The organism is Pseudomonas sp. NY15354 (assembly GCF_048068075.1).
GTDB lineage: Bacteria > Pseudomonadota > Gammaproteobacteria > Pseudomonadales > Pseudomonadaceae > Aquipseudomonas > Aquipseudomonas guariconensis_C.
The window spans coordinates 1-21,112 of record NZ_JBLUPV010000003.1; the positions used below are offsets into that span (position 1 = coordinate 1).

The 21,112-nt window shown below is 60.9% G+C and carries 28 protein-coding genes; 8 read left to right on the top strand and 20 right to left on the bottom strand.

Going from position 1 to position 21,112, the window contains the following annotated elements:
• From ACNFCH_RS03555 to tsaA, 5 genes are all read left to right on the top strand, one after another.
• Window positions 1–104 (top strand): transposase (locus ACNFCH_RS03555; RefSeq protein WP_416742387.1); only part of this gene is annotated, 104 nt, incomplete at its 5' end.
• A 53-nt stretch (window positions 105–157) separates the two neighbouring features.
• Window positions 158–616 (top strand): GNAT family N-acetyltransferase, encoded by a 459-nt coding sequence (locus ACNFCH_RS03560; protein WP_337158083.1) that lies wholly within the window; start codon window positions 158–160, stop codon window positions 614–616.
• A gap of 124 nt (window positions 617–740) precedes the next feature.
• On the top strand, window positions 741–1,451 hold the full coding sequence (locus ACNFCH_RS03565; protein ID WP_337158084.1) for an rRNA pseudouridine synthase: 711 nt from the start codon (window positions 741–743) through the stop codon (window positions 1,449–1,451).
• A 90-nt stretch (window positions 1,452–1,541) separates the two neighbouring features.
• Complete coding sequence (locus ACNFCH_RS03570) at window positions 1,542–2,003, top strand: DUF1456 family protein (protein ID WP_416742246.1); 462 nt, start codon at window positions 1,542–1,544, stop codon at window positions 2,001–2,003.
• Between the two features lie 5 nt (window positions 2,004–2,008).
• Window positions 2,009–2,704: a tRNA (N6-threonylcarbamoyladenosine(37)-N6)-methyltransferase TrmO gene (tsaA, locus tag ACNFCH_RS03575; protein WP_337158086.1), complete on the top strand. Its 696-nt coding sequence runs from the start codon at window positions 2,009–2,011 to the stop codon at window positions 2,702–2,704.
• A gap of 128 nt (window positions 2,705–2,832) precedes the next feature.
• Here tsaA and fpr read toward each other — a convergent pair whose 3' ends face one another.
• Window positions 2,833–3,612 carry a ferredoxin-NADP reductase gene (gene fpr / locus ACNFCH_RS03580; RefSeq protein WP_043208743.1) on the bottom strand — a complete coding sequence of 260 codons (780 nt, stop codon included), beginning with the start codon at window positions 3,610–3,612 and terminating at the stop codon, window positions 2,833–2,835.
• Window positions 3,613–3,732: 120 nt separating this feature from the next.
• Here fpr and finR point away from each other — a divergent pair, with 120 nt between their 5' ends.
• Window positions 3,733–4,659: a LysR family transcriptional regulator FinR gene (finR, locus tag ACNFCH_RS03585; protein ID WP_043208745.1), complete on the top strand. Its 927-nt coding sequence runs from the start codon at window positions 3,733–3,735 to the stop codon at window positions 4,657–4,659.
• Here the strand turns inward: finR and ACNFCH_RS03590 are convergent, their stop codons facing one another.
• The 3 genes from ACNFCH_RS03590 to ACNFCH_RS03600 form a co-directional block, all read right to left on the bottom strand.
• Window positions 4,660–5,022, bottom strand: a complete 363-nt coding sequence (locus ACNFCH_RS03590) for a diacylglycerol kinase (RefSeq protein WP_043208747.1) — start codon at window positions 5,020–5,022, stop codon at window positions 4,660–4,662. It abuts the gene before it with no gap.
• A gap of 75 nt (window positions 5,023–5,097) precedes the next feature.
• Complete coding sequence (erdR, locus tag ACNFCH_RS03595) at window positions 5,098–5,748, bottom strand: response regulator transcription factor ErdR (protein WP_070094227.1); 651 nt, start codon at window positions 5,746–5,748, stop codon at window positions 5,098–5,100.
• Between the two features lie 256 nt (window positions 5,749–6,004).
• Window positions 6,005–6,715 (bottom strand): tRNA-uridine aminocarboxypropyltransferase, encoded by a 711-nt coding sequence (locus tag ACNFCH_RS03600; protein WP_196162728.1) that lies wholly within the window; start codon window positions 6,713–6,715, stop codon window positions 6,005–6,007.
• Window positions 6,716–6,936: 221 nt separating this feature from the next.
• On the opposite strand from ACNFCH_RS03600, the gene ACNFCH_RS03605 reads away from it, so the two are divergent.
• Window positions 6,937–7,359, top strand: coding sequence for a quorum-sensing-regulated virulence factor family protein (locus ACNFCH_RS03605; protein ID WP_337158091.1), 423 nt, complete (start codon window positions 6,937–6,939; stop codon window positions 7,357–7,359).
• A gap of 1 nt (window position 7,360) precedes the next feature.
• On the opposite strand, the gene ACNFCH_RS03610 is transcribed toward ACNFCH_RS03605, so the two are convergent.
• On the bottom strand, window positions 7,361–7,567 hold the full coding sequence (locus ACNFCH_RS03610; protein WP_070094229.1) for a hypothetical protein: 207 nt from the start codon (window positions 7,565–7,567) through the stop codon (window positions 7,361–7,363).
• A 383-nt stretch (window positions 7,568–7,950) separates the two neighbouring features.
• On the opposite strand from ACNFCH_RS03610, the gene ACNFCH_RS03615 reads away from it, so the two are divergent.
• Complete coding sequence (locus ACNFCH_RS03615; RefSeq protein ID WP_337158094.1) at window positions 7,951–9,069, top strand: TIGR00730 family Rossman fold protein; 1,119 nt, start codon at window positions 7,951–7,953, stop codon at window positions 9,067–9,069.
• A gap of 27 nt (window positions 9,070–9,096) precedes the next feature.
• Here the strand turns inward: ACNFCH_RS03615 and recX are convergent, their stop codons facing one another.
• The 15 genes from recX to ACNFCH_RS03690 all read right to left on the bottom strand — a co-directional run bounded on the left by recX (window position 9,097) and on the right by ACNFCH_RS03690 (window position 21,064).
• Window positions 9,097–9,564 carry a recombination regulator RecX gene (gene recX / locus ACNFCH_RS03620; RefSeq protein ID WP_337158096.1) on the bottom strand — a complete coding sequence of 156 codons (468 nt, stop codon included), beginning with the start codon at window positions 9,562–9,564 and terminating at the stop codon, window positions 9,097–9,099.
• An 8-nt stretch (window positions 9,565–9,572) separates the two neighbouring features.
• On the bottom strand, window positions 9,573–10,640 hold the full coding sequence (recA, locus tag ACNFCH_RS03625; protein ID WP_099593818.1) for a recombinase RecA: 1,068 nt from the start codon (window positions 10,638–10,640) through the stop codon (window positions 9,573–9,575).
• Between the two features lie 106 nt (window positions 10,641–10,746).
• Window positions 10,747–11,229, bottom strand: a complete 483-nt coding sequence (locus ACNFCH_RS03630) for a CinA family protein (RefSeq protein WP_337158098.1) — start codon at window positions 11,227–11,229, stop codon at window positions 10,747–10,749.
• Between the two features lie 59 nt (window positions 11,230–11,288).
• A complete protein-coding gene (locus ACNFCH_RS03635; RefSeq protein WP_337158100.1) occupies window positions 11,289–11,786 on the bottom strand; it encodes a lysis system i-spanin subunit Rz in 498 nt (165 codons plus the stop codon).
• Complete coding sequence (locus ACNFCH_RS03640) at window positions 11,783–12,331, bottom strand: glycoside hydrolase family 19 protein (RefSeq protein WP_337158102.1); 549 nt, start codon at window positions 12,329–12,331, stop codon at window positions 11,783–11,785. Before ACNFCH_RS03640 ends, ACNFCH_RS03635 begins: the two co-directional genes overlap by 4 nt.
• Window positions 12,332–12,409: 78 nt before the next feature.
• On the bottom strand, window positions 12,410–12,922 hold the full coding sequence (locus ACNFCH_RS03645; protein WP_416742247.1) for a hypothetical protein: 513 nt from the start codon (window positions 12,920–12,922) through the stop codon (window positions 12,410–12,412).
• 255 nt (window positions 12,923–13,177) lie between these two features.
• The gene (locus ACNFCH_RS03650; protein ID WP_416742248.1) at window positions 13,178–13,720 is read right to left on the bottom strand and encodes a hypothetical protein; all 543 of its coding nucleotides are present in this window, start codon (window positions 13,718–13,720) and stop codon (window positions 13,178–13,180) included.
• 24 nt (window positions 13,721–13,744) lie between these two features.
• The gene (locus tag ACNFCH_RS03655) at window positions 13,745–14,512 is read right to left on the bottom strand and encodes a hypothetical protein (protein ID WP_416742249.1); all 768 of its coding nucleotides are present in this window, start codon (window positions 14,510–14,512) and stop codon (window positions 13,745–13,747) included.
• A 186-nt stretch (window positions 14,513–14,698) separates the two neighbouring features.
• On the bottom strand, window positions 14,699–15,733 hold the full coding sequence (locus ACNFCH_RS03660) for a phage late control D family protein (protein WP_416742250.1): 1,035 nt from the start codon (window positions 15,731–15,733) through the stop codon (window positions 14,699–14,701).
• Between the two features lie 57 nt (window positions 15,734–15,790).
• Window positions 15,791–15,997, bottom strand: a complete 207-nt coding sequence (locus ACNFCH_RS03665; RefSeq protein WP_196162738.1) for a tail protein X — start codon at window positions 15,995–15,997, stop codon at window positions 15,791–15,793.
• Entirely contained in the window at window positions 15,972–16,817 is an 846-nt protein-coding gene (locus tag ACNFCH_RS03670) for a phage tail protein (RefSeq protein WP_416742251.1), read from the bottom strand. The genes ACNFCH_RS03665 and ACNFCH_RS03670 overlap by 26 nt, the downstream gene beginning before the upstream one ends.
• A 9-nt stretch (window positions 16,818–16,826) precedes the next feature.
• Entirely contained in the window at window positions 16,827–18,935 is a 2,109-nt protein-coding gene (locus tag ACNFCH_RS03675; protein WP_416742252.1) for a hypothetical protein, read from the bottom strand.
• Window positions 18,936–19,060: 125 nt separating this feature from the next.
• Window positions 19,061–19,363 carry a phage tail assembly protein gene (locus ACNFCH_RS03680; protein WP_337158118.1) on the bottom strand — a complete coding sequence of 101 codons (303 nt, stop codon included), beginning with the start codon at window positions 19,361–19,363 and terminating at the stop codon, window positions 19,061–19,063.
• 12 nt (window positions 19,364–19,375) lie between these two features.
• The gene (locus ACNFCH_RS03685) at window positions 19,376–19,885 is read right to left on the bottom strand and encodes a phage major tail tube protein (protein WP_070094583.1); all 510 of its coding nucleotides are present in this window, start codon (window positions 19,883–19,885) and stop codon (window positions 19,376–19,378) included.
• Window positions 19,886–19,897: 12 nt separating this feature from the next.
• Window positions 19,898–21,064, bottom strand: a complete 1,167-nt coding sequence (locus ACNFCH_RS03690) for a phage tail sheath family protein (RefSeq protein WP_196162740.1) — start codon at window positions 21,062–21,064, stop codon at window positions 19,898–19,900.
• Between the last annotated feature and the right edge of the window lie 48 nt (window positions 21,065–21,112).

Genomic DNA, 21,112 nt, shown 5'->3' on the forward strand with positions numbered 1-21,112 from the left:
GGATTAACAATCGGATCAAGGTCATCAAACGGATGGCTTACGGCTACCGGGACAGCGAATTCTTCTTCATGAAGATCAAGAATGACTTTCCCGGCAATCCGTGAAGAACCTTTTTTTTGCATCTATGTTTTCCTCAAGACCCCGCAGGAGTGACGCGATGCAACCGGCCTTGACGCTTCAAACGCCTCACGTAAGCGATTACCCGGAACTGGTGCGGATCTGGGAGGCCTCGGTGCGTGCCACCCACGACTTCATGCCCGATGCCTATATCGTGCTGCTGCGAGAACATGTGCTGCGCCGCTATCTGGACGCCGTGATGCTGGTCTGCTGCAAGGACAGCGCCAGGCGCATCCGTGGCTTTGCCGGCGTCGCCAATGGCCGGGTGGACATGCTCTTCGTCGCCCCCGAGTACCGTGGCCAGGGTGTCGGCAAACGCCTCCTGCGCTATGCGATTGATGAGCTCAATGCCGAGCGCCTGGATGTCAACGAGCAAAACCCGCAGGCGCTGGGGTTCTACCTGCACGAAGGGTTCGAAGTCACTGGGCGTTCGGAAACCGATGGGCTGGGTCAACCCTACCCCTTACTGCACATGAGGCTGATTCGCACAGGCTCTTGAGCTTTATGGGCAGGATGCCGTACGCCGCCCCTGAAATGGCGTAAATGACATAGATTCCCAGCCCCAAGACCGCCCAGACAGGTACAATGGCGGTCTTCCCTGCCTTATTTTGCGAATTGCCTTCATGTCAGAACCCGTGCGCCTGTCCAAACGCCTCACCGAGCAACTCGGTTGCTCCCGCCGCGAGGCCGAGCTGTACATCGAGGGCGGCTGGGTCACGGTGGATGGCGTCGTGGTCGAGCAACCTCAATACAAGGTCGAGGCCCAACAGGTCGCCCTGCTACCGGGCGCACGCGCCGAGCAATTGCCACCGGTGACGCTCCTGCTCAACCAAGCGGCCGGTCAAGATGCCGAGGCAGGTCGCTGCAGCATGACCATGGCCACCCTCAGCGAAGCTCATCCCCCCTCGGTGCGACCGCTGCATGGTCACTTCGCCAGACTGTCCTGTGTCGTACCTCTGGAACCCGGCGCAAGCGGTTTGCAGCTCTACACCCAGGACTGGAGAGTCACCCGCAAGCTCGAGGCCGATCTGCATCGGATGGAGCAGGAATACATTGTCCAGGTCGAAGGCCAGGCATCGGCAGAGGCCCTGCAGCGCCTGGCCCGCGGCATTACCCGCAGCGGCCAGGAACTGCCCAAGGCCAAGGCCAGCTGGCAAAACGAAAGCCACTTGCGCCTGGCTCTGAAGAACCCACGGCCCGGACAGATCGCTGCCCTGTGCGCCAGCCTTGGGCTGAAGGTGCTGGGCATCCGCCGTATCCGCCTGGGCGGGGTGTCCATGGGCAAGCTGCCCGCCGGGCAATGGCGCTACCTGGCCACCAACGAACGCTTCTAAGGTCTGGGCGCAATGTATCCGCCCACGGCCACACTGCCCCACGCATTATCGCCACGCCGCTGGCGTGGCGCCTGAACAGGATTTTTCACCATGAACCACAACGATGTCCTGCGCAGCCTGCGCTACATGCTCAAGGTCAGCGACGCCCAAATGGCCGAGATCATTGGGCTGACCGGCCTCGAAGTTTCCGCCGAAGCGGTCGCCACCTACTTGAAGAAAGAGGATGAAGCCGGCTATGTGCGTTGCCCGGAACGGGTCATGGCGCATTTTCTCGATGGCTTGGTAGTTCATCGTCGAGGCCGCGACGACAGCCGCCCGGCGCAGCCGATCGAAGTACCGGTGAGCAACAACACTATCCTCAAGAAGCTGCGGGTGGCCTTCGAGCTCAAGGAAGAAGACCTGCATGTGATCCTGAAGTCGGTCAACTTCCCGGTGTCCAAGCCCGAGCTCAGTGCATTGTTCCGCAAAGTGGGTCATGACAACTACCGACCTTGTGGCGACCAGTTGCTGCGCAACTTCCTCAAGGGCCTGACCCTGCGTGTGCGTGGCTAAACACGATGCAACATACGGTTTCACCGGTCGGTATCGTGCGCTCCTGCTTCAAGGAGAAGTTCGCCATACCTCGTCAACCGCAGTTGGCACCCGCCGCACGTGGCGTGCTGGAGCTGCTGCCGCCGTTCGATCAGGGTGATGCAGTCGCCGGGCTCGAACAGGTCAGCCATGTCTGGCTGTTGTTTTTGTTCCACCAGGCCCTGGAGGACAAGCCCCGCCTGAAGGTGCGCCCACCGCGCCTGGGTGGCAACAAGAGCATCGGCGTGTTCGCCACCCGTGCCACTCACCGCCCCAATGGCATCGGCCAGTCGGTGGTGCGCCTTGAGGGCGTCGAGGCAGGTCGCCTGTTGCTGTCGGGTATCGATCTGCTCGACGGGACACCGGTGCTGGACATCAAGCCTTATGTACCCTACGCCGACAGCATCGGTGATGCGTCCAACCAGATGGCCAGCGATGCCCCTGAACCTATTGCCGTGGCCTGGAGCGAGACCGCCCTGCCCCAAGCCCATGCCCATGCCCTGCGCCTGGGAGAGCCCTTGGTCGAACTGATCGAGCAGTGCCTGGCGCAGGACCCACGCCCGGCCTACCAGATACCACCAGCTGAGCGGGTGTATGGGGTGAAGTTTTGGGATGTCCAGGTGCGCTGGCACTACCCACAGCCGGACCAAATCCGTGTACTGGAAGTCGTACCGGACGTATAGATCTTCGGCTCCTGGCACCGTTGCGTGCCCAATGACTGACTTCGCCAGCTTCTACAATGTGCAGTGCCGCTTTTCAGGCATAAAAAAACGCAGGCATTGGCCTGCGTTTTTGCGTTGCGCGGTTCGCCTTACTTCTCGACGAAAGCACGCTCGATCAGGTAGTCGCCCGGCTCACGCATGCGCGGGGAGATCTTCAGACCGAAGCTGTCGAGGACCTCGGCGGTTTCGTCGAGCATGCTCGGGCTACCGCAGATCATGGCGCGGTCGTCCTGAGGGTTGATCGGTGGCAGACCGATATCGCTGAACAGCTTGCCGCTGCGCATCAGGTCGGTCAGACGGCCCTGGTTCTCGAACGGCTCGCGGGTCACGGTCGGGTAGTAGATCAGCTTGTCGCGCACCGCCTCGCCGAAGAATTCGTTCTGCGGCAAGTGCTCGGTGATGAATTCGCGGTAGGCCACTTCGTTGACGTAGCGCACGCCGTGAACCAGGATCACTTTTTCGAAGCGCTCGTAGGTTTCCGGGTCCTGGATGACGCTCATGAACGGCGCCAGGCCAGTGCCGGTGCTCAGCAGGTAGAGGTGCTTGCCTGGGTTCAGGTCGTCGAGCACCAGAGTACCAGTGGGCTTCTTGCTGATGATGATCTCGTCACCTTCCTTCAGGTGCTGCAGCTGGGAGGTCAGCGGGCCGTCCGGCACCTTGATGCTGAAGAACTCCAAATGCTCTTCCCAGTTAGGCGAAGCGATGGAATAGGCGCGCATGAGCGGACGGCCGTTGTCCTGTTGCAGGCCGATCATCACGAACTGACCGTTCTCGAAGCGCAGCCCCGGATCACGGGTGCACTTGAAGCTGAACAGGGTGTCGTTCCAGTGGTGCACACTGAGGACACGTTCGTGGTTCATGTTGCTCATCGATGGGGCTCCTGAAGAAAGACGCGGCGCGGACCTAGCGCACTATTGCGCGATATTTTAGGGGCAGCGACAATATCTGTTAAATGGATTATCAAGATATGTCTTATCGGTTATATAGATATGCGATTCACGCTTCGTCAACTGCAAGTCTTCGTCGCCGTCGCCCAGCATCAAAGCGTCTCGCGGGCCGCAAGCCTGCTGGCTTTGTCACAGTCGGCCGCCAGTACCTCGATCACTGAACTCGAGCGTCAATCGAGCTGCCAGTTGTTCGATCGCGCGGGTAAACGGCTGAGCCTCAATGCCCTGGGCCATCAATTACTGCCCCAGGCCGTCGCCCTGCTCGACCAGGCCAAGGAGATCGAGGACCTGCTCAACGGCAAGTCCGGCTTCGGATCGCTCTCGGTAGGTGCCACCCTGACCATCGGCAACTACCTGGCCACCCTACTGATCGGCAGCTTCATGCAGGGCCATCCGGAGAGCCAGGTCAAACTCCATGTGCAGAACACCGTACATATCGTGCAGCAGGTCGCGCACTACGAAATTGACCTGGGTCTAATCGAAGGCGACTGCAATCATCCGGATCTGGAAGTGCAGCCGTGGGTGGAAGATGAACTGGTGGTCTTCTGCGCCCCCCAGCACCCCTTGGCCAAGGTGGGGCGGGCAGATGTGGAGACACTGTCCCACGAGGCCTGGATTCTTCGCGAACAAGGCTCAGGCACGCGACTGACGTTCGACCAAGCCATGCGCCATCACCGTGCCAACCTGAACATCCGCCTGGAGCTGGAACACACCGAGGCGATCAAACGCGCCGTGGAATCAGGCTTGGGCATTGGCTGCATCTCGCGCCTGGCTCTGCGCGACGCGTTCCGCCGCGGCAGCCTGGTGGCGGTGGAAACGCCCGAACTGGACCTGTCGCGGCAGTTCTATTTCATCTGGCACAAGCAGAAGTATCAGACTTCGGCCATGCGCGAATTCCTCGAACTGTGCCGCAACTTCACCGCTGGCGTCAGCCGCAGTGACGAAATCGTCCTGCCGCCGATTGCCTGATCAGAGCAGGATCACGCCCCAGACCAGCGCCACCATGGTCATCGCGACCAGTTGCGCGGCGCTGCCCATGTCCTTGGCGTTCTTGGACAAGGGGTGGCGTTCGAGGGAGATGCGGTCGATGGCCGCCTCCACTGCGGAGTTGAGCAACTCGACGATCAGCCCCAGCAGGCACACCGCGATGAGGATCGCGCGCTCCACACGGGTCACCGGCAGCCAGAAGGCCAACGGAATCAGCACGACGTTGGCCAGCACCAGCTGACGGAATGCCGCCTCGCCTTTGAAAGCGGTACGCAGGCCGTCCAGCGAGTAGCCGGCGGCATTGAAGATACGTTTGAGGCCAGTCTGGCCCTTGAATGGCGACATGAGCGGTTACTTCACCGATTAAAGGGCCGGCAGATTAGTCCAACCCGGGTCAAAAAAGCGTGAATATACGGGAACTTAGTTACCCGAAACCGATTCGAGTTGTTGCAGCAGCAACGCCGCCTGAGTCCGGGTACGGACCCCCAGCTTGCGGAAGATCGCAGTCACGTGAGCCTTGATGGTCGCCTCCGAAACGCTCAGCTCATAGGCGATCTGCTTGTTCAGCAAACCTTCGCAGACCATGGTCAGCACCCTGAACTGCTGCGGTGTCAGGCTGGCCAGTCCTTCGCTCGCGGCCTTGGCCTCGGCCGATACATCGACCTTCTCGAACGCCTGTGGCGGCCACCACACGTCACCGTCCAGTACCTTCTGCACCGCATCCTGGATGACATCCAGGTTGCTCGACTTGGGGATGAAGCCACTGGCGCCGAACTCGCGAGACTTGACCACCACGGCCGCCTCTTCCTGGGCCGAGACCATCACCACCGGAATCTGCGGGTACTGCCCACGCAGCAGGACCAGGCCGGAGAAACCATAGGCCCCGGGCATGTTCAGGTCCAGCAGGACCAGGTCCCAGTCGGCCTTCTCGGACAGGCGGGTTTCCAGCTCGGCGATGCTCGCCACCTCGACCAGACGCACATCCGGCCCCAGGCCGAGGGTAACGGCCTGGCGCAGCGCGCTGCGAAACAGTGGGTGGTCATCGGCAATCAGGATTTCGTATGTGGCCATCGATCTAAGGATCCTGTTCTGTGCCAGGCGCTAGGGGGTGGAGGAACGCCTGGCGGGCAACTCAAGGCGCAAACGGCAGGGCCGCCGGCCGCAATGGCACGGCGAAGTCCGGGATAACAGCATCTTCGTCGTGCCCGAATCGGCGCCAAGAATGCCGAGCACGGTCCGGGTGGTCAAGCCAATTGCCCGGTCGTCCCCGCCTCCCTGGCTGCCAGCTTGGTCATTATGAACCAATCCGCTGCGCCTGCCCCTTGGACTATAGGAAGGTATGCAAACGCCGATGCGCGTCGTCTTCCAGATCCAGCGGCAAGTGCCGCTTGGCACTCAAGTAATGCAGGCTGAACACATCCAGGTAAGCGTCCAGCGCCTCGCTGGCACGTTGGTCACCGGCCAGCTCCAGACACATCGCCGCGACCTCGGCGGTGCAGAAATGATCGTCACGCTTGGAACGACGCAGCTTGTAACGCGACATCTGCTCGGCCTGCAGGCTCAGGACCGGGAAACGGTCCAGGTAAGGGCTCTTGCGGAACATTTTGCGTGCTTCGGTCCAGGTGGCGTCGAGCAGGATGAACAGCGGACGCTTGCCTGGCTCGCGCACCACTTCGCTGACGACCCGCTCTGGCGCCACGAACTCGCCGGGGAAGACGATGTAGGGCTGCCATTGTGGGTCGTCGAGCAATGCGAGCAGGCGCGGGTCGACGTCGGTGCGAAGCCAGCCAAAGGCCGAGGTGTCCTCGACCAGGTCAGCGATCAGCCAGCCGGTATTGGTCGGTTTGAGTGGCTCGGTGTCATGCATCACCAGGCACACGCCGGCATCGGCGGTGACTTTGGGCTTCAAGGCGCACAGACAGTGACTGGCGATCACACGGCATTCCGGGCAACGCACCGCGCGCGAACCACGGGCGATGAAAGGCTTGTTGCTGCGGGCCAGGCGTTCGGTGCGCAGGCGTGCTACGGCGTGGCTCATGGCTGCACACCTCGCAGGAGGAAGGAAACAGGCACTGTTGCGACTCGGCGGGAAAAAGCCGCCAGTCTACCAGAGGCTTCGTCATTTGCCGTGCAGGTGGGTGGACGCCTCCTTTATAATCGCGCTTTTGGCGACCTGGGATACCCCACAGGCGGGTGGTTTCATGGAACGCCGCTCGCCGGCGCAGGTCAAAGTGCCAGTCATCGAACCAGGAGAGATTCATGCTGCGTCTTACCATCCCGACCTTGAGCCTGTTGCTCGCCCTGCCACTGATGGCCCAGGCGGCCTCCAAGCAGGAATACGAGCTGAACCAGATGCTGCAGAAGGTCGCCAAGGAAAGCAGCGTCGGCACTCCACGTGCCATCAACGAAGATATCCTCGACCAAGGCTACACCGTCGAGAAAGGCCGGGCATTGGTCAACCACCTGAGCGTGCGCGAAAGCCATGCCGAGCGGATGCGCGCCAACCCGGAACAGGTTCGCAGCCAGCTGGGCGACAGCGTGTGCCGTAACAACGGCTACCGTCAGTTGATGTCCAAGGGCGCGGTCCTGGTCTATCGTTTCTCGGTCTACAAGACCAACCAGCCGATCATGGACCAAGCCTTCGACGCCTCCAGCTGCGTGGCAGGCAACAAGAAGAAGTAACTCAGGCAACCCTGTCGTTGTCGCTGGCGCGCCGCTGTTCTTCATCGGCGCGCAACTCCGCCAGCAGAGCCTGGAGATAGCGCGAATGCCGCTCTCCGACCTCCAGCCTGCGCAGACATTCGGCTTCAAGGCTCACGTGATGGGCCTGGGCCGCCCGCTCCAGCAGCACATAAAGCTGCCTGTCCACTTCGATGATTAACCGATGCATACCGCAACCTCCTGCATCGAGACGTTGCGTTTCCAGTTAACCAGAGCTGCGTTACAGCTGGCCCCCGCCCGACGAGTGGAAAAAAACTGCTCTGTTGCCTGCCATTGCACTGACTTCAACCGGCGCGATCTAACGCTTGGGTCTAGATTGATAGCAAACACCCCGCCTGTTTCCCGCAACCCAAGGAAAGTGCCCAGGCGCGGCGTTCCTGATCCGTGATAACAACAACGTGATGGACATTTGTCACTGCATCATGGCCTTGAAGGCCCACTGCAATGCTCGGGAGGCATACTCGAGCAACAGCAGCCAGCGACACACGCAGTGTCGCGGCCGGGGTAACCCATCGACTCGGTCAGAGGTTTTGCTGCAGAAGGAGACGTTGAATGCCTTACCAACCGAACGAACTCTTGTTCAATCATTTCAAAGACAACGGCATCGACCTGAGCAAGATTGACCAACAGCTGCAACTGGTTGCGCCCAACAGTCCCAACCTGCCGCTTTATCGCGACATGATGCTGACCATCCTGCGCATGGCACACGACGATTCGAACCGCTGGAACGCCAAGATCACCCTGCAGGCCCTGCGCGAACTCGATCACTCCTTCCGCACCCTGGAACGCTACAAGGGGCGGCGCAAGGTCACCGTATTCGGCTCGGCGCGTACGCCGCTGGAGCACCCGATGTATGCGCTCGCCCGGGAACTGGGGGCTACCCTGGCACGCTCCGACCTGATGGTCATTACAGGGGCCGGCGGAGGCATCATGGCCGCAGCCCATGAAGGCGCCGGCACCGGACACAGCCTGGGATTCAACATCACCCTGCCTTTCGAGCAACATGCCAACGCCACAGTGGACGGCACCGACCAGTTGCTGCCCTTCCACTTCTTCTTCATTCGCAAGCTGTTCTTCGTCAAGGAAGCCGACGCCTTGGTGCTCTGCCCAGGCGGGTTCGGTACTCTCGACGAAGCTCTCGAAGTGCTCACCTTGATCCAGACAGGTAAAAGCCCGCTGGTGCCCGTGGTACTGCTGGACTCGCCGGGCGGGAGCTTCTGGCGCGACGCGCTGGCGTTCATCAGTAAGCAGTTGGAGGAAAACCGATACATTCTGCCCAGCGACATGAAGCTGCTGCGCCTGGTCCACAGTGCCGACGAAGCCGTGGAGGAGATCAATCAGTTCTACAGCAACTACCACTCCAGCCGCTGGTTGAAGAATCAGTTCGTGATCCGCATGCATCACCCCTTGAGTGATGCAGCGCTCTATGACATCCAGGAAGGGTTCGCCGATCTGCGCCTGAGTGGTAAATACCATCAACAGCCAGACAGCGGCCTTGAGCATGAGATAGGCAACTTCAACCACCTGACCCGGTTGACCTTTGCTTTCAATGGCCGTGATCAGGGCCGCCTACGTGAGCTGGTGGACTTCATCAATCTGCCGGAAAACTGGGCCAAGCCCCAGCCAATGCACACGACACAACGAGCAAGGGAAGCCTTGAAGGTCGATTGAAAACAGGTACCGCGAGAGACGGAAGGATCAGTCGTCGAGAGTGCGGCCGCTGAGCAGGCGGCCGATCAGCTCCATGGGGAATCCACGGTAGGCAAGGAATCGGGTCTGCTGGGCACGGCTTCGAGGATCCTGGGGGCGTTGCCCGGCGAACTTGCGTTGCCAGACATCCTGCAACCGAGCCGCCCAGTCCACCCCGCTTTCACGCAGAGCCTGGTCGATATCGCCACGGTTCAGGCCGCGTTGCCCCAGCTCTTCGCGAATACGCGCAGGGCCGTAGCCGGCATTGGAACGATAGGAAATGAAGCTTTCGAGATAGCGGGCTTCACTGAGCAGCCCTTCTTCGGCAAGCCGATCGAGCGCAGGCTCGATCAGCTCATCCGGTGCGCCGCGCTGACGCAGCTTGCGCGTCAGCTCGACACGACCATGCTCGCGGCGTGCGAGCAGGTCCATGGCTGTCCGCCGAACGGCGACGGGGTTGTCGAGTACGACGGACATTAGGCCACTCAATAACCGGCGTCGGCGTCAGCCATATCGTCGGCATCGGCTTCAGCAGCAGCGGCCTTGCCAGCAGCGGCAACGGCACCTGCGTTGAGCAGTTTTTCGCGGATCTGTTTCTCGATCTCAGTGCCCACGGCAGGGTTATCTTGCAGGAACTTGGCAGCGTTGGCCTTGCCCTGACCGATCTTGTTGCCCTGGTAGCTGTACCAAGCACCGGATTTTTCCACCAGGCCTTGGGATACACCCAGGTCGATGATCTCACCGTTGCGATAGATACCCTTGCCATAGAGTATCTGGAACTCGGCCTGGCGGAACGGCGGCGAGACCTTGTTCTTGACGATCTTGACGCGGGTTTCGCTACCGACCACCTCGTCGCCTTCCTTGACCGCGCCGGTGCGACGGATGTCCAGGCGCACGGAGGCGTAGAACTTCAGGGCGTTACCACCGGTGGTGGTTTCCGGGCTGCCGAACATCACGCCGATCTTCATACGAATCTGGTTGATGAAGATGACCAGGCAGTTGGCGTTCTTGATGTTACCGGTGATCTTGCGCAGCGCCTGGGACATCAGGCGAGCCTGCAGGCCCACGTGCATGTCGCCCATTTCACCTTCGATTTCAGCCTTCGGCACCAGCGCGGCCACGGAGTCGACGATGATCACGTCAACTGCGTTGGAACGCACCAGCATGTCGGTGATTTCCAGGGCTTGCTCGCCGGTGTCCGGCTGAGAAACCAGCAGGTCGTCGACGTTGACGCCCAGCTTGCCGGCATACTCGGGATCGAGGGCGTGCTCGGCGTCGACGAAGGCACAGGTGGCGCCGTTCTTCTGGGCTTCGGCAATGACCGACAGAGTCAGCGTGGTCTTACCCGAGGATTCCGGACCGTAGATTTCAACGATACGGCCTTTCGGCAGGCCGCCGATGCCAAGGGCGATGTCCAGGCCTAGGGAGCCGGTGGAGATGGCTGGGATGGCCTGACGCTCGTGGTCGCCCATGCGCATGACCGCGCCCTTGCCGAATTGGCGTTCGATCTGACCCAGGGCCGCAGCCAAGGCGCGCTTTTTGTTGTCGTCCATTGAAATCCTCACGTGTTCGACGGGCGGCCCTGCGGCCGGGAATAACTGTATAAGTAGCCAGTATTATTCCACAGGGATTCGCTTTGGCAAACCCCCGTCGGGTGATTTACTCCCCACCAAGCTGTAACAAGCCGTCTAACGCGGCGATCACCGTCTGTCGGCGCACCGCTTCACGGTCACCGTCGAAGTGTCGGCGCTCGCTAATCACGTGGTCGCCATCGCCCCATGCCAGCCATACCGTGCCCACCGGCTTGGCCGGCGAGCCTCCATCGGGCCCGGCTACGCCACTGACTGCCACAGCAAAGCGCGCCCCGCTGGCAGCCTGGGCGCCACGGACCATGGCTTCCACCACTTCCTGGCTCACCGCGCCCACCTGGCCGAACAACACTTCGGGGACACCCAACTGGCGGGTTTTCTGAGTGTTGGAATAAGTCACGTAACCGGCCTCGAACCAGGCCGAGCTGCCGGGAATTCGAGTGATGGCCTCGGCGATGCCGCCACCGGTGCAGGATTCGGCGGTGCTCACCTGGGCATTGAGTCGCCGCAGGTGCTCCCCCAGGCGGGTGGAAAGAATGGTGATCGGGTCCATGGCAGGGCTCCTTGAAAACTGCGCACTACCCTATCACCCTCGCCTGCCCAGGCAAGTGCTCAGCGCGCCAATGCCCGAATGTAATCCTGGCAGGCTCGCAGGGCGATCAGTCCGCGGTCTCCGGTGTCGGTGATGGCGATAATGCGTCGAGCATCCGCTGGGTCAAGTCGGGCGCGTACGGGGCCATGATCCACGCCGCTGGCGTCGGAGGGGGCAGGCACTGCGGGGCAGTTGGCGTCACGCTCGACCAGGACTGACAACCGCAGGTCAGCAGTAGCCAGACGGTCACGCAGGCGAGCTTGAGTCTGTTGGGCATTGGCGAGCTCCTGAAAATGTCGTGTTTCACTGCCTTGCAGGCGTTGTTCAAGTTGCTGACGCCCCTCGCGCTCGACAAGCAGCGCTCGCGCCGCCTGTTCCGCACGCATCTGCGCCTCATGGGCTTGAGCTTCGGCCTGCTGCGCGAGCAACCGACCGTAGCGCCAGGCCTGGACCTGCCAGGTCAATGCCGAGGACACCAGCACGAGCACCAGACAAAGTGCCAGCCACAGGCGGCTCAACACAGCACCTCCCGCGCCCTTGCCCAGAGGGCCAGGCGATCATCCAGACCATTGAGCCCACCATTGATGTGACGGGTGATGCGATTGAACTCACCCCGGTCCGCCAGCGCATTGAGCCCACGCGAATGCCAGAACCAGGCGGCCGACTCACAGGCCCAACGGGGCTGCTCAAGCATCTGCGGCTGCGCCAGCAGGCGTTCGTCACCGAATAGCGCCCGACTGCAGGCCTGATAGTTGTTGCGACCGGTCACTTGGATCAGGCCACGGCCACGATAGCGCTGGCCGTCACCGTCGGCATCGGGGGTGTTGCCCAGCCGCAGAGCCAGGCTCCCCGTGTCATAACGCGAGAGGTAACGATCATTGCCCAGCTCCTTGAGGTAGCGCAGTTGACCGGACTCATGGCCGACCTGGGCGAGGAACGCTGCGACGCGTTTGGGATTGTCGATTTCCCAGCGCGGCAGGGTGGTGTTCAGGGCTGGCAAAAACACGTCCGCGACAGGGCGGGCATTGGGGAAGATGGCGAGTAGTTGATCTTCCGTAAGCATGAAATATCTCCTTGATCACGCCGGGTTCGGACATAAAAAAGCCCGGCACGAACCCGGGCTTTATCGAGCCGATCGACATTATTGAAAAAGTGTCCGACGGTGTTTCCAGGCGACTCTAAGTGCCACGAAAAATGGCGCAAAAGATACAAACGCTAAAAGCACGACATTTCGCCAGATCGACTCATTGTTCCACTCGATTATTTGTCGATTGAAATCATCATCGAAAACAACCCGCCCTTCCTGAGTCGCCAGTTCACGCAGTACAGTATCCGGCTCGCCGTCTTCCACGGTCAGAAGTACCTTAGAACCAATCCGTAAGCCTGCCTGCTCGTAGATCGCCTGGTTGACATACACCGCCTTGACGTGTCTTGCTCCGTTCAACCTGAAAGTGATCCCCAGTGTTACGATAGCCGGATCATGCTCCCAAGATGAGGCATGGCCGTTAACACGCCCCTCTAAGTTCACAAGCCTAGTTACATCAATCGGTGCATACACTCGCAGCTGCGAGTAGTAGAGCGCAGCAAAAACCCAAAGTCCTACCGCAATAATAAAAAGATTGAAAACCTGTTGTCTTGGGAGCATTTTTAGCATTCAAGCGAATATTTCTATTGAAGATGTGCATCAACCATTGCCTATACATACTCCGTGAAGACTGCGGACTTCCATGAGTTGATATCGACTTACCAGCAGGGAGACGGAGAGAGCGACAGATCATGGGCGCTAAATAAAGCCACCCAACCTCCTCACTCAACCAATGGAGATTCCATATATCGGCTTGCCCCCATAACTATCACCTCCTGCCGCACGAAGCTCCACCAGGCCCAAGAGCTGATCAGCTAACTTGCATTATTGAAAAAGCGTCCTGCGACTTCTCCAAGCAATTCGAAGTGCCACGAACAAAGGGAATACTGCCACCAATACCAATAGACCGGCATTCCGCCAGACCGACTCATTGTTGCGCTCGATTATCTGCCGATGCAACTCATCATTGAACACAACACGTCCCTCTTGAGTTGTTAGCTCCCGCACCTCATTGTATTGCCCCAAGGGCTCTACAGCCAAATGCACCCGGCTACCTACTTGTAACCCCGATTGCTGGTAGATCGATGAGTCAGCATATACAGGCTGAATATATTTTTTACCCTGCACATTGTAAGCAACACCAAACTGGACCACGGTTCGGTCATATACCCAAATTTGTCCCTCACCATGGATCCGGCCCTCTACAAAAAGCAGATGGGTCAAAACAGGTAATGTATATGTCCGCAGCGTACTGTAATACAGTGCAGCGGACGCCAGCAGCACGACTGCAACCAGCAAGACATTAAAAATCTGTAGTTTAGGCGAGACCGTTTTCAGCAGTTCGCGAAACAAAATAATTGAAGACACTTTATGAGAATACCGACTTCTAAATTACCGAGAGGCCGCGGGACTGACTATTTCAATAGGACCAATATCGATTCGCCAATCAGGAAATTCGGAAAGGGGATAAATAATTGGAGGTGGATAGCCTCTATCTTCATCACCTACCCAAGCCCCCCAGTAGCGTTCAGGCTTACCTTCCACCAGGACAATGGATCTCGCCGGACGGCCCTCTCTATTCACTTCAGCACGGGCCGCAAAATGGATACCAAGGTGCGCGAGAGATACCCGTTTAAAATTTGGCGCCACCCAATAACTAGGGAAGCTCTCCTTCAGGCTCGCTCGAAGGTAGTTTTCCCACAACGTCTTAGTGAAGGCCACATGCAACAATTTCGCGGCATCTGACATGACGATACTTACCACGCTCGTCCCCACACCAATCGCAACGAAGGGTAGAGATATTTTTACCGCCCCAGCCAGCAATATCACGCTACCCACAATCCCAGCCACATTCCCAACAATACTGAGAACATCACCGGGATTAAAATTACCATGCTTCCGGTATTGAGCCGTTATCTTGAGGAATACTGTCGTTGCTGCAAACGTATTCATCTTGATATTCAGAAATGGCGTAAATCCAGCCGTCAATCTAACAATCGAAGTCACATTGGCCACCGCAGCCCCCGTCTGCGCGCTCTGGTTCACCAAGGCGAAGCCCGTCTTATCACTGTTGTACTGATCAACCAACGACGCTCCTGCCGCCGCCGCACCGACCGGTTTGTCGACATAACCCAAGATAATTTCAATTGTTCTAGCCATGCGGTACTACACCTCGGTCAACGTTTTGAACGTCGAGGAGCAGCCGATGGGTCTATACAGTTCTTCGCAACTTACTGTTCCACTCACTACCGGATCCCCCGTCATCCTCTGTATTGGACGACGGACAATAAAGGGGCAGTGAAAACCAAGGCGCGTGGAAATACGCCCCCTACCCTTATCTACTCGCTACTGACTCATCACGCCGGTTCGCTTGGACGTTCCTCCTTTTGCCTTTGCCTTCCCCCCATTACCGCCATTGCATTGCACGGTGGTACGCCAGCCCGACGTGGTGAACACCTGCTCGACCGATTCGACCAGATAGTCCCCGTCCAGGCCAGGAAGAAACCCTTGCAGATTGATACGTCGCTCGGCGAAGAGGTCGGTACGCCCTGGCATGTCCAGGCGTACGCTGGCGGTGTCGCGATTGAAGCTGGCCAGGCGGGCCTTGGCCGCTTGTTCGGCTGCGGCACGGTTGGGGTAGAGATGGCGGTCGGTGTACACCGGTTGCAGCCCGTCCGGCGCATCGCCGTTGGCGAGCTCGACCGTCTTGAGCTCACCGCTGGCGGGGTCTTGATGACGGGCGCGTACCGCTTTGTGCGTGGTTTTATCGCCCAGACGGAACTGCCATTGGCTGACATCGGTACGAGCAACGCTCACCGTCCCGAGGGCCTTGCCGCTGGCGCTGTGGCCTCCCTGACGCGGCAACACCAGCAGTTGGCCATTGGCGAGCTTGGCGGTGCAGTCGTGCAGTCGTGCCAGGCGGGTGACGAAATTGAAATCGGACTCACTGTACTGGTCGACGCGCGGCACCTGAACCGTCACCGGGCACACGGCCTGCCAGCCATTGCGCGCGCCGATGTCGGCAACGATGCGCTGCAGGGTGACCTGCTCCCAACTGCCGCTGCGTATGGTCTTGCCGCTGCCACGCAGGTCGCTCGCCTTGCCCCGGATCACCAAGGTGTCCGGTGGGCCGGACAGCTCAACCTCATCGACGGTGTAGCGCCCCAGCAGGTTCAGTGTTTGCCCCGCATAGCCCAGGTGCACTTCGAGCACAGCTCCCCGTGACGGCAGTGCGACCGCGCCGTCACGGGCATCGATGCGCAGTTCGAACTCGTCCGACTCCAGGCCAGGCTTGTCCGTGGTGCGCAGCGATAGCAGACGGTCGTTGATCAGGAGGGTTACGTCGCGCCCGTCGGCAGTAATGCGATATTGCGGTTGCATGGTCTCAGGCTCCTTTGGGAGGAACCGCTGCACGGGCCGGTCGAAACCGGCCGCGCATCAGTCCCACAGTTGCAGGGTGTCGCTCGCCACCACGGGCAGCTCCGGCAGACGAATCCTCACGCCTGCGCGAAACGGCTGAGGCTCATCCGCCAGCCCTTGATTGGCATCCAGCACCGCCTCGACGGTACCCACGAGTTGCCCGTAGTAGTGTTGGCAGAGGGTGTCGAGCAGGTCGCCCTCAGAGGTTGTGCAGGTCCTGGCCATAGCTCACGAACTCCAGTGAAAAACCTTGTTTGCGTGGAATACCACCGGCCAGCAGTTGGCCCTGCTCCTCTTCGATACTGGTCAAGCACCAGGTGCCGAGCACCTCGCCATAACCGGTGGTCAACGACAGCGGCAACAATTGGCGGCCAATACTGCGCAGCGCCTGCAACTGGCCGATCCCCCCCTTGAAGCCCGGGTAGATGGCCCCGCGGATGAAGATGTGCTCCTCGCCCAGGCTGACGGCCTGTTGGGCGTTGTCGCGGCTCAGGCGCTCCTGCCCAACCCAGCGATAGCGCGTCTGACGACGCAATTGATCGAAGGCGGCGGTGTCGAGGTTGAAGTAGTAAGGCGCAGCGCCCGGCTTCAAGGGCTGCAACACCAGCAGGTGGGGGAATGGCTTGACCGCTTCGGCGGCGGGTGTCGACTCGGGCGCGAAGCCCAGGGTCGACAGCACCCCCTCCACCGTCGTGCTCACCGCCCCGACCACTCGACGGATTGCCGCACCGGCCTTGACCGCATGGCCGGCAAAGCTGTCGATGCGATCTCGCACCTGCCGCACCACCGCCACTGTCTGGTCATACTTGGCCACCACTTTGGCCACACTGTCCTGGGCCCGGTTGATCGCGCCCAGGGTGCGCTGGAGTTTGGCACCGATGATCGGGCCGACCATCGGCAACCCCTCCAGATCAGTAACGGCGGCCTTGATATGGTCGATCGCCTCGTCCATCGGATCGAGCATGGCATCGGCACGCCGACGCCCTGCCTCTCCCGCCTTGACCAGGGCGTGCAGCGTAACTTGCAGCTGCTCCAGATAGGTCATGGATAGTCCTCAAAGTACGATATGTGGGGGGTCCGCCAATTGCGCCGGGCGGGCTTGGCGCATCAGCTCTTCCAGCTGACGCCGGGCGATCATCTCCAGTTGCTGGAGGACCGAGGGGTCGTCCAGGCTGTTGTTGAAGGTGACCGGCATGTTGGACGTGAAGGTGAATTGTTGGTTGACGGTGGCGGGAGGTGTCGTCGGCGACATCGCGGCGGGTGGAGCGGGCGACTGCGGCGGCGCGGGAGAAGCGTTCAGCGCTCGCGCCGCCTCACCCACAGCAGGTTTGCCAGCCGCCCCATCCTTGTTCGCACCCAGCGTCCTGCCAAGCCAGCCGCCAATGCTCTCACCTCCCATGCTGCCCAGCACACCCCCAATCAAGCCGCCGATCGCGGTCCCGATCACGGGTACTACCGAACCGATGGCCGCACCGGCGGCGGCACCGGCCAAACCGCCGCCCAAACCACCGACAGCGGTGCCATACCTTTCGAGCTTCTGCTCCTGAGTGGCGTCGCTGTTGAAGGTTTCGGCAAGTTGCTGGCCTGTGTCGAGCAACGCAACGCCCGGTATTCGTCTGAACGCCCGTCGAGCCAAGGGAGTGCCGAGAGAATCACGCCCGGTCTTACCTGCAAGGCCGGTGAAAGCGTTTCTGCCGAGACTCGGCGAGCCCCTTTGCATGGCGGCGGAAGCAGGCTCCTGTGTCTCGGAAAATTCCTCTTCTTCCTCCAGTTGCTCTGCGTTTTCGTCCGACGCCAATTCTTCAGGGACTTGACGTGCATTGCCTGCGGCGGAACGGCCTATGGCACTACCGGACGCCCGGGTGGCAAGGGGATCATTGGCAGCAGGTGTGTCGGAGAACAGCCCGTGGACCGTCTTGCCGATGAAGCCGCCGACGCCTTCACCGATCAATTCGCCGATCTCTGCGCCGTGTTGCTGGATCCGCTTGTTCTTGGTCAGGCCTCCCAACAGCTCTGCGCCGAGGTTCCCCATCGCACCGCCGAACGCGGTGCCGATGGCCTCAGCCTGGTCTTCGCCGTTGTCCTCGAGCAGGGCCAATCCCAAATTGCCGATCAGCTTGGCGCTTGCCTTGCCAGCACTCTTCCGAATACTGCCAGTGAGCTTTTTGCGCCGCTTACGCGGCAGACGCGAATACGCCCTATGCGCCTTTCGCCCCACCATGGCGAGAGCGGCGGCCCCCACGAGGGCCCCACCAACGACCACTCCCCCGTGAATGCCTTCCCGGGGGGCAGCCGCTGCCCCCTGAGGAAGGGGGTCCTGTTCAGGGGATTGCTGCGAGAGGGCCTGCGCCGTCAGCACTGCACTGTCGCCAGGCAGATCGTTCGGCCCCGTCTGGGAAAACCAGCCATGAAAGGTCTTGCCAATAAAGCCGCCAACACCCTCGCCGATCAGCTCACCGATCTCGCCGCCATGCCTCTGGATCTGCTTGTTCTTGGTGAGGCCACCCAACAGTTCCGCGCCCATGTTTCCGAGCGCGCCGCCCAGGGCCACCCCCACCGCTTCGGCCTGGTCCTGGCCACTGTCCTCCAACGTCGCCAGTCCGAGTTTGCTGACCAGCTTGGCGCCAGCCTTGCCAGCGTTTTCCCGGACACCACGGGTGATCTCTCGGCGCCTCTTAGGTGACCGGCGCTGATACATCCTCTGAGCGGCCACCCCAAGCACGGCAGCGGTAACGCTACCGCCGATGGCAGCCGTGCCGATGACGCCGCCCTTCTGAACGGTCGGTGTCGCGTTCGTCGACGTCAGGGGGCCAGTGCCGCCAGGGGGGGCAACGGTATCGCTGACAGCAGCCATCGATTGCTCACGGAGGTTTGCGAGTGACAGGTAGCACTTGCACTGACGCTCGAGCTCGTCGGTCAAGCGCCGCACCCGTTGGATCTGTGCCTCAGAAGCCCATGCCTGGTCACTGACCAATCGTTTTTGGGCCTGAGCCGTCGTGTCCATCTCCAATGCCAGACGGCTGATTTCGTTGATATAGGGCTCGACCGGCTTGCCCTCGAACGGCATGCGCATACGTTCGAATTGAGCACGCAACGTATTGAAGGTACTGCCCAGTGCGCGATCGCTGGTGACGCCAACGGTGAGCACCGATGTGTTCTCCATAGGTTCCTCCTGATCACTCCGCCAGCCACCAGACCATGTCGCTGTACGACATGGTCATGATTTCGCTCGCGGAAAAGTTCAGCTCCTTGGCCAGCCGCCGGGCGGCGGCCTTCTGCCGGGCAGGGTCAAAGCTCGTCGTCCTGCACCAGGCGAAAATAGCCCGTCTGCAGGCGGCTATAGTCCTTCAGGGCCAGGCCTTCGAGGTCCTTGACGCCGACTTCGGCGAGCGAGGCGAACAGGTTCAGTTCACGCTGTTCGTCGTCATTGGCGCCGCCAGCCTGGGCGTTGCGGATGTCGCGCACCGTCGGGGCGCGCAGCGACAGGCTGTCGACCTGCACGCCATTGGCTTCGGTGGGGCGCGACAGGCGCACGGTCACGCGTTCGGCGCTGAGGGTCAGCCATTGCGGAAGCTTTTTCGCTTGAGCCATCGCCAGGCCTCCTTACAAGCCAAGGGCCGCGCGCTGGGCGGCCAGTTGATCGACACCGTTGATCACGCGCTTCATGCCCAGGGCGTCGATTTCATAGACCGGGCGGCCATCGACTTCGAGCTTGTAGAAGGTCACAGCGACGCTGTGCTTGATCTCGGCTTTCTCAGCGGACTTCCAGTCGCCCATCTCGACCTCTTTGAGGGCGCCACGCAGGGTGACGACCACTGGCGTGATCTTGCCCTTCAGGCCTTTGAAGGCCCCGCGGAAAGTACCGTTGAAGGCGCTGGCATCGGCCAGGCCGAAGAACTTCAGCGACTCGCGGCGCACGCCGGTGGTGCTGAAGGCCGCTTCGAGTTTTTCCATGCCCAGGTCCATCTCGACCGGCATGTCCATGCCGCCAGGGCGGTGCTCCTCCATTTTCAGGGTGAGCTTGGGCAGGGTCAGGCTGGGCACATCGCCCTGGAAGCTGACGCCATCGACGAACAGGTTCAGGTTGGCCAGGGTTTCGGGAATCATTGCCATGTAATGCGCTCCTTAAGCAGCGGAATCGAGGACTTCGGTCAGCCACTGGTTGGTGACTTCGACGCGGAAGTTGGGGTTTTCGGCAGGCGGGACGTCGGTGAAGCGGATGTTCCAGTACACCTTGCCCTGCTCCAGCTGGCTGGCGGTATTCAGCTCGGGGTCGGCATAGACCTCGAAGTTGATGATCGCGCCCTGGTTCTTCAGGTCGCGCATGAAGGCCTGCAGGCCTTCGGTGACGTCCTTGACGTAGGTGGCGGTGATGGAGCGATCGACGGCCCATTTGTGGCCGTAGAGGATCGCGTCCATGACGATGTCCATGGTCCGCACGCGGGTGACGAAGGCCCATTTCGGGTCGCTCGACAGGGTGCGGTTACCCCACAGGCGGAAGCCGTCGTCGCGGATGATGGTGGCGACGTTGGCGTTGTTCAGCAGGTTGGCGCGGCAGCTGTCGTCACCGTCGAGGAACTCCACCGGGCGACCGGTGCCCGTGATACCGACGAACTCCTTGTTCGAGGGCGAGGCCCAGAAGCCGTATTCGTTGTCGGTCCAGGCGAACAGGCCGGCGACCCAGGCCGAGCCCGGTGCATCGACGGTGGCTTCGCTGTCGTTGTCCCAGTACCGCACGCCCGGGTCGACCATGTAGGCGCGCTTGGCGCCGAAGTTACCGGCATAGGCGATGGCGGCCTCGTCGGTGCTGTTGGGGCCGTCGATGATAGCGATGCCGCGCAGCTTGTCGGCCAGTGCCACCAGGGCCGTACCGACTGCGTCGGTGGCGCTGTGCTTGGGCGCCACCAGCAGGCGTGGCTGGGCGTTGAAGCGGCTCTTGCCATCGAGCAATGCCTGCAAGCCCGTGCGTTTGCCGTCGGCCTCGACCGCGCCGATGATGGCCGCCGTCTGCTCGGCCGGCGTTGCCACCTTGGCCACGCCGCAGGCGACGATGACCGCTTTGGCACGGGTGTAGATAGCGCGGCAGGCCTTGGTGATCGCCGCGTCCTTGCCGAATGCCGCGACCGCTTCGCGCTCGCTGGTGATCAGCACCAGATCATTGGCCTTGGCGGTGACGCCCGGGCCTTCAGTGAAGGTGTCGACCAGGCCGATGATCGAAGACGACGGCAGCGCGATGCTGCGTGCGCCGGTGTCGACGTTGGTCACGGTGACGCCGTGGAAGAATCCAGTCATTTAGTTCTCCAGATATGCAAAGGCCCCGCGGGGCGGGGCCAAGAGGGG

Bases quoted from the DNA above. Each gene is read 5' to 3' on its own strand.
- recX (WP_337158096.1), bottom strand. From the start codon at position 9,564: ATGTCCGTCGTACTCGACAACCCCGTCGCCGTTCGGCGGACAGCCATG.
- finR (WP_043208745.1), top strand. From the start codon at position 3,733: ATGCGATTCACGCTTCGTCAACTGCAAGTCTTCGTCGCCGTCGCCCAG.
- ACNFCH_RS03690 (WP_196162740.1), bottom strand. From the start codon at position 21,064: ATGACTGGATTCTTCCACGGCGTCACCGTGACCAACGTCGACACCGGC.
- ACNFCH_RS03560 (WP_337158083.1), top strand. From the start codon at position 158: ATGCAACCGGCCTTGACGCTTCAAACGCCTCACGTAAGCGATTACCCG.
- ACNFCH_RS03675 (WP_416742252.1), bottom strand. From the start codon at position 18,935: ATGGAGAACACATCGGTGCTCACCGTTGGCGTCACCAGCGATCGCGCA.
- ACNFCH_RS03685 (WP_070094583.1), bottom strand. From the start codon at position 19,885: ATGGCAATGATTCCCGAAACCCTGGCCAACCTGAACCTGTTCGTCGAT.
- tsaA (WP_337158086.1), top strand. From the start codon at position 2,009: ATGCAACATACGGTTTCACCGGTCGGTATCGTGCGCTCCTGCTTCAAG.
- ACNFCH_RS03645 (WP_416742247.1), bottom strand. From the start codon at position 12,922: ATGCTAAAAATGCTCCCAAGACAACAGGTTTTCAATCTTTTTATTATT.
- ACNFCH_RS03615 (WP_337158094.1), top strand. From the start codon at position 7,951: ATGCCTTACCAACCGAACGAACTCTTGTTCAATCATTTCAAAGACAAC.
- ACNFCH_RS03670 (WP_416742251.1), bottom strand. From the start codon at position 16,817: ATGACCTATCTGGAGCAGCTGCAAGTTACGCTGCACGCCCTGGTCAAG.
- ACNFCH_RS03600 (WP_196162728.1), bottom strand. From the start codon at position 6,715: ATGAGCCACGCCGTAGCACGCCTGCGCACCGAACGCCTGGCCCGCAGC.
- ACNFCH_RS03565 (WP_337158084.1), top strand. From the start codon at position 741: ATGTCAGAACCCGTGCGCCTGTCCAAACGCCTCACCGAGCAACTCGGT.
- ACNFCH_RS03655 (WP_416742249.1), bottom strand. From the start codon at position 14,512: ATGGCTAGAACAATTGAAATTATCTTGGGTTATGTCGACAAACCGGTC.
- recA (WP_099593818.1), bottom strand. From the start codon at position 10,640: ATGGACGACAACAAAAAGCGCGCCTTGGCTGCGGCCCTGGGTCAGATC.
- ACNFCH_RS03680 (WP_337158118.1), bottom strand. From the start codon at position 19,363: ATGGCTCAAGCGAAAAAGCTTCCGCAATGGCTGACCCTCAGCGCCGAA.
- ACNFCH_RS03610 (WP_070094229.1), bottom strand. From the start codon at position 7,567: ATGCATCGGTTAATCATCGAAGTGGACAGGCAGCTTTATGTGCTGCTG.
- ACNFCH_RS03605 (WP_337158091.1), top strand. From the start codon at position 6,937: ATGCTGCGTCTTACCATCCCGACCTTGAGCCTGTTGCTCGCCCTGCCA.
- ACNFCH_RS03665 (WP_196162738.1), bottom strand. From the start codon at position 15,997: ATGGCCAGGACCTGCACAACCTCTGAGGGCGACCTGCTCGACACCCTC.
- fpr (WP_043208743.1), bottom strand. From the start codon at position 3,612: ATGAGCAACATGAACCACGAACGTGTCCTCAGTGTGCACCACTGGAAC.
- ACNFCH_RS03640 (WP_337158102.1), bottom strand. From the start codon at position 12,331: ATGCTTACGGAAGATCAACTACTCGCCATCTTCCCCAATGCCCGCCCT.
- ACNFCH_RS03590 (WP_043208747.1), bottom strand. From the start codon at position 5,022: ATGTCGCCATTCAAGGGCCAGACTGGCCTCAAACGTATCTTCAATGCC.
- ACNFCH_RS03570 (WP_416742246.1), top strand. From the start codon at position 1,542: ATGAACCACAACGATGTCCTGCGCAGCCTGCGCTACATGCTCAAGGTC.
- erdR (WP_070094227.1), bottom strand. From the start codon at position 5,748: ATGGCCACATACGAAATCCTGATTGCCGATGACCACCCACTGTTTCGC.
- ACNFCH_RS03660 (WP_416742250.1), bottom strand. From the start codon at position 15,733: ATGCAACCGCAATATCGCATTACTGCCGACGGGCGCGACGTAACCCTC.
- ACNFCH_RS03630 (WP_337158098.1), bottom strand. From the start codon at position 11,229: ATGGACCCGATCACCATTCTTTCCACCCGCCTGGGGGAGCACCTGCGG.